Raw genomic sequence first — 4,894 nt, forward strand, 5'->3', positions numbered from 1 at the left:
CGACACCGTTGCCGGCGCCAAGGCAAGCGCCGTGATCTACAGTTTGGTGCTGACATGCCGGGCAGGCGGCGTCGATCCCTATGCATGGCTACGTCACGCGCTCACCGAATTGCCCCAGCGCGCGCCAGACGCCGATATCGAAGATCTGTTGCCGTTCAACTGCACCGCTCAAAAAAACCTGCCAGCTGACAACGACAGCGGCTGACGGTCGAACGCTCAGGATCAATCAAGCCGTTCCGATGATCCCGCTGCGGCCCGGCGTCACGCGACACCGCGGCCAGCCGCGCGCGCAGCCTGTGCAGCAAAATGCGCGCTTACGTACCTCTGACTCTTCAGTCGGTGTTCCGCTCACCCACAGTAGATAGCTAAGATCATAGCGCCCAGTCCCGCGCTGAAGAATGCTGATGATCCCTTCGGGCGTCCAGATGGCAGCCCTGGTACGGTGTAGGTATATAACTCAGTCGCGTTTCGCGCGATTTCCCTCACGAAGCGGTCTGGCGAAAAGGGAAGTCGCCCCGCGTCCTCGGCCAATGACACAAAAGGAGAATAATAAGTAGCACCCGCCGTGTGGTCCGCAGCCATGCGCGCCAGATTCGGTTGGGAAGGCGCCGAATAGTCGAATCGAGAGAAAGGAGCGTTGCGCGAACGCAAGCGCGCCATGTCACGCAAATGGCTCGTGGCGCTCACATCCTGCGACGCGCGTGGCCTGCAATGTCTGGCGTCGTTCTGAAAACGCTGCAGCCTAAGATACGACGATGGCACGACGTCGTCGAAAATGGCGTTACTATCGACCGCGCCCGCTGATGACTCCCTTACGTTTGACCATTGTGCTGATTGCTGCTCAGCCAGCCCGATCTCGCTCCTGAGCGCCTCAACGTTCGCACCGGCCAGGGTTGCGGCAAGCTGGGCGCGCGCTCTGACAAACGTCGAGGCTGCGCACCGCTCCCTTTCCTGGATAGCGCGTGCTCTCATGATACCTGCCGTCATAGTTGACGGTGATTCGACCTCGGATGCTCTCGAAGTAGAAGCAACTGAATCTGATTTTTGGTGGGCTGGCTGGGTCTCCCCAAACTGCTGCACGGAGCCGGCTTGGTCGGCGCGCGAGTTTGTTGGTGAGCTGGTTTGCGGGTTCGAGTTGTCCGCTTGCCGGCCCGCTGCGTTGATTGGATTGACGTTCACCTTTGACATATGTTCATCAGGTGTTCTGTCGGCGAAAACCGGGATCCCCCCCGCACGAGAGGTGCTCGCCTTCGCGCTTTCCGCGACTGCAAAGGGTGAGCAGGCGAGCGCCTTCCACGTATGAGGCTGCAACCGACGTGCCAGCATCGCTTGCGCACGGAAAATCAACCCGCTTGCTGGATAACGCGCGTACGCGTCAGCCTGAAGCTGCAGTCGCAAAGCCTACAATTCCGTACAACAGGACCATCTGCGCCTGTTCGACTCATAACAATGAAATGCGCGCATCGAGCGCATTGTGCGAGGGTCACGGTCGAAATTCAAAACGCCTTTCCGCGTGCCATTTGATCAGCACCGATCCCGCCTTTAGCTCTGATCGGCGGTATCGGGCCATTGCATAGTCTCCGATGTAGAGCGTCAAGGAGGTCAAAATCAATTAGGGAACAGTGGAAGTCGAACGGCTCGGGACGGCACTGATGGCATCGCGCCGGCCGCGCCTGAGCTAGCTGCGGCTCCTCCGATGTTCGGATCTGATATCAGCGGTGCATATGGTTTTTCGGCGCAGAGTCTTCACAAGTCGCGCCTTTTCCTTCGAAGTAGCGCACCGCTTCTGGCCTGAGGTGCCGCTTGAGATTATAATCCGGCGCGTTTTGGCAACGATCGCCCCCGTCGGCGAGATATCTTCTGGCGTTGCCGCTACGCCTCTCTTTCCAGGACGATTTAGCCAACTTTGGTCATTAAAGCAGCGGCCGGACAATTTCTCGACTTGGTGACGATATGTTTGGCGTTCGCCAACGTGCTATCGTAAACATGACGCCGATTTTGCACTATGCGTGTGGCGCAAGAAGAACTCGGAAATGGTGCCACCCGGCGTGAACTCAAAAAACCCCTTTGCATCGAATTGGTCTGTTTTTCCACGCGCAGACCCGATTTAGGATGCATCTGATTGAAACGTAGTCAAGCCGTGTCGATGAAGCCTAATAGAAACGGGGAACTGTGAAGCTAGTCGTCGTTTCAAACCGCGTCGCGCGCCGCAACGAAAACGAACCCATGACCGGCGGCCTCGCCGCGGCCCTGCTTCCCAGAGTGGAGTACTCCGGAGCGACCTGGGTGGGTTGTTCCACTGGCCGAGCGCGCAACGCCAATCAGAGGGGGCCGTTTTCCGAGGTCGAGGCGCTCGGCGAAGGCACGCTTGCGACGGTAGATATTCCTGCTGAGCACTATAGCGGATTTTATGAGGGCTTTTCCAATTCGGCGCTGTGGCCGGCATTACATTCGCGCGTCAACTTAATCGACGTCTCGGATATTGATTATGTCTGCTATCGCAATGTCAACGCTGTCATGGGCCAGGCGCTGCTTAGCCTACGAAGCGAGGAGACCGCGTTTTGGGTACAGGATTATCATTTCCTTCCTCTTGGCGCTCAGCTGCGTCAGAGCGGTATCGATCAGCCGATCGGCTTGTTCCTCCACACGCCATGGCCAGTGCCCGCCGTGATCCAGCATGTGCCACATCATCGCGAGGTGATCAAGGCGATGCTGGCCTACGACCTGATCGGCTTCCAGACCGAGGAACACTGCCGCAATTTTCTCTCCTATGTCGGCGCCAATCTCGGAGTGGCCACCGAGAACGGTCTTGTGATCTCGCGCCATAGACCGACCAGATGCCAGGTGTTTCCGATCGGAATCGATGTGGACAAGTTCGCAGAACTTGCCGCCAGGTCGGGCTCGCGGCCCTGGGTATCGTGGCTGCGACGCAGTTTCAAGGTTGAGACGCTTGCCATCGGCGTCGACCGGCTCGATTACACCAAGGGTCTCGACAACCGCATCCGCGCTTTCGATTGCCTGTGGAGCAAGCAGCCGGATCTCGCGCGCAAGGTCTCGTTATTGCAAATTGCCACGCCATCGCGAAGCGGGATCAAAGCCTACCGCAATCTGCAGGGCTATTTGGCCCGCCGCGTCCGCGAGGTCAACAACCGCCATGGCGACGTGGACTGGACGCCTATCCGCTATCTAGAGACGGGCTTCAGCCAAACCGTGCTTGCCGCTCTTTATCGCACAGCGAAGGTTGCCGTGGTGACGCCGATGCGTGACGGGATGAATCTCGTGGCGAAGGAGTTTGTCGCCGCGCAAGACCCGACCGATCCCGGCGTGTTGGTTTTATCGAAATTTGCCGGCGCGGCTAACGAGCTTGACGGCGCGCTGGTCGTTGATCCGGACGACATCGGCGGCATGGTCAATGCTATTTCCAGCGCGATCTCGATGCCGCTCGATCAGCGTCGCTCGCGGTGGCAAGCGATGATGGAAAAGCTTCAAGGCTATACCATTCAGCAATGGTTCTCGGACTTCGTTGCGGAGCTGGAGAAAAGCCGGGCCGTGGAAGTCGCGGGAGAGTTCATTCCGCAGGATGTGGGGGCGCCCAGTAGCTCAAAACGGCGGAAGGTCGAGGACGACTCAGCCGGGCCTTCCAGCCACTTGGACCTACCGCGGCAGTTGTCATATCCGGCAGCCGACGTGCCGGCTTGGGCGCCAGCGAACGATTTCGGACATGCCGTCCCCTTGGGCTGGGACCACGGCCCCCAAACGGCCCCGGACGTCCTGATTGGCGTACTGACCAGAAGCGGTGATCTGCCGACGCCGTTCCAGCCGATGACAAATTTATACATCCGTGGTCAACCCTACGCGGCGGTGTTGAGGGCAGGGATAAGGGAGCCGACCCCAAACAATCCGCTAGGCGTTAACGTTATTCTCATCCCTCGACTTAGAGGCGGCTGAACAACATGCTTGGAGTAGAACCCGACACCAAAAGATGAGCTATCGCCAAATCTTGGTGACGACCGGGCCGGTCAGACGGCGGCGATTTTGGGCTGACGGTCGGTCGGCTTGGCGATGACCTCGATCCCATCGTTGAATGTCACACCGAGAATGAGCTTTGGCAACTGGTTGTGACCATCGAGACGGCGCCAGCTTTTCTGCGCTCGCTCGACCATTTTGAAGACCATCGCGAGCGCTGTCCTGTTCGACAAGCAGCCTTCGACCGGATCGTGCGGTGGCGCACGGTGGCGAAGGTGGTAACCGGTGTGAGATTGTCTCGGTGCCGATGTTCCGCTGCGATATTCAAGATCGTAGCGTATGGTGCGACCATCGGGCCAGAGGCACCGGGAGCACGAAGGTGCGGGCAGGCCGATGCATACGATGAGCCTCGAGCTCGAGTTAGTAGCTGGCCGCCTCTGCGACTCGCCCGGTTGCGCTGAGAGCGCGAATCCGTAGTTGTCGTGTCGCCCGCAGCTCCCGTCATGTGTTCTGATTGGCAGGAGGTGCGAATGCGACGGGTGATTGGCATCGACGTCCACCGAACTTTCGGGGAGGTGGTGGTTTGGGAGGACGGCAGGCTCCGACATGCGGGCCGCATTGATATGACGCGGACCGCGTTGGAGGGATTTGGCAAGACCCTGCTGGCCAGTGATGAGGTGGTGGTCGAAGCGACCGCCAACAGCATGGCGGTGTCGCGGGTTCTGGCGCCGTTCGTGGCACGGGTGATTATCGCCAATCCGCTGCAGGTGAAGGCAATCGCCCAGGCTCACGTCAAGACCGACAAGATCGATGCCGGCACGCTCGCCAGTCTGCAGGCGGCCGGGTACCTGCCGCAGATCTGGACGCCTGACGCGGAGACCGAACGCAAGCGTCGGCTGGTGGCGCGGCGCTACCAGGTCGTGCGGCA

The 4,894-nt window shown here is 59.5% G+C and carries 3 protein-coding genes and 2 pseudogenes; 3 read left to right on the forward strand and 2 right to left on the reverse strand.

From position 1 onward, the window contains the following. On the forward strand, positions 1-205 hold a 205-nt coding region (locus K288_RS48880), incomplete at its 5' end, for a transposase domain-containing protein (protein WP_043162323.1). A gap of 143 nt (positions 206-348) precedes the next feature. Here K288_RS48880 and K288_RS53255 read toward each other — a convergent pair. After that, positions 349-1,398: a hypothetical protein gene (locus K288_RS53255; RefSeq protein WP_152535965.1), complete on the reverse strand. Its 1,050-nt coding sequence runs from the start codon at positions 1,396-1,398 to the stop codon at positions 349-351. A gap of 774 nt (positions 1,399-2,172) precedes the next feature. Between K288_RS53255 and K288_RS48885 the strand changes: the two are divergent. Then, positions 2,173-3,546, forward strand: a pseudogene (locus K288_RS48885) (trehalose-6-phosphate synthase); the annotation flags it as partial. Positions 3,547-4,019: 473 nt separating this feature from the next. Here the strand turns inward: K288_RS48885 and K288_RS51730 are convergent. Further along, a pseudogene (locus K288_RS51730) lies at positions 4,020-4,252 on the reverse strand (IS256 family transposase); the annotation flags it as partial. A gap of 244 nt (positions 4,253-4,496) precedes the next feature. On the opposite strand from K288_RS51730, the gene K288_RS48890 reads away from it, so the two are divergent. Further along, positions 4,497-4,894: transposase (locus K288_RS48890; RefSeq protein ID WP_043162325.1), on the forward strand; the 398-nt coding region annotated here is incomplete at its 3' end.

It is taken from the genome of Bradyrhizobium sp. Ai1a-2, from assembly GCF_000426245.1.
Taxonomy (GTDB): domain Bacteria; phylum Pseudomonadota; class Alphaproteobacteria; order Rhizobiales; family Xanthobacteraceae; genus Bradyrhizobium.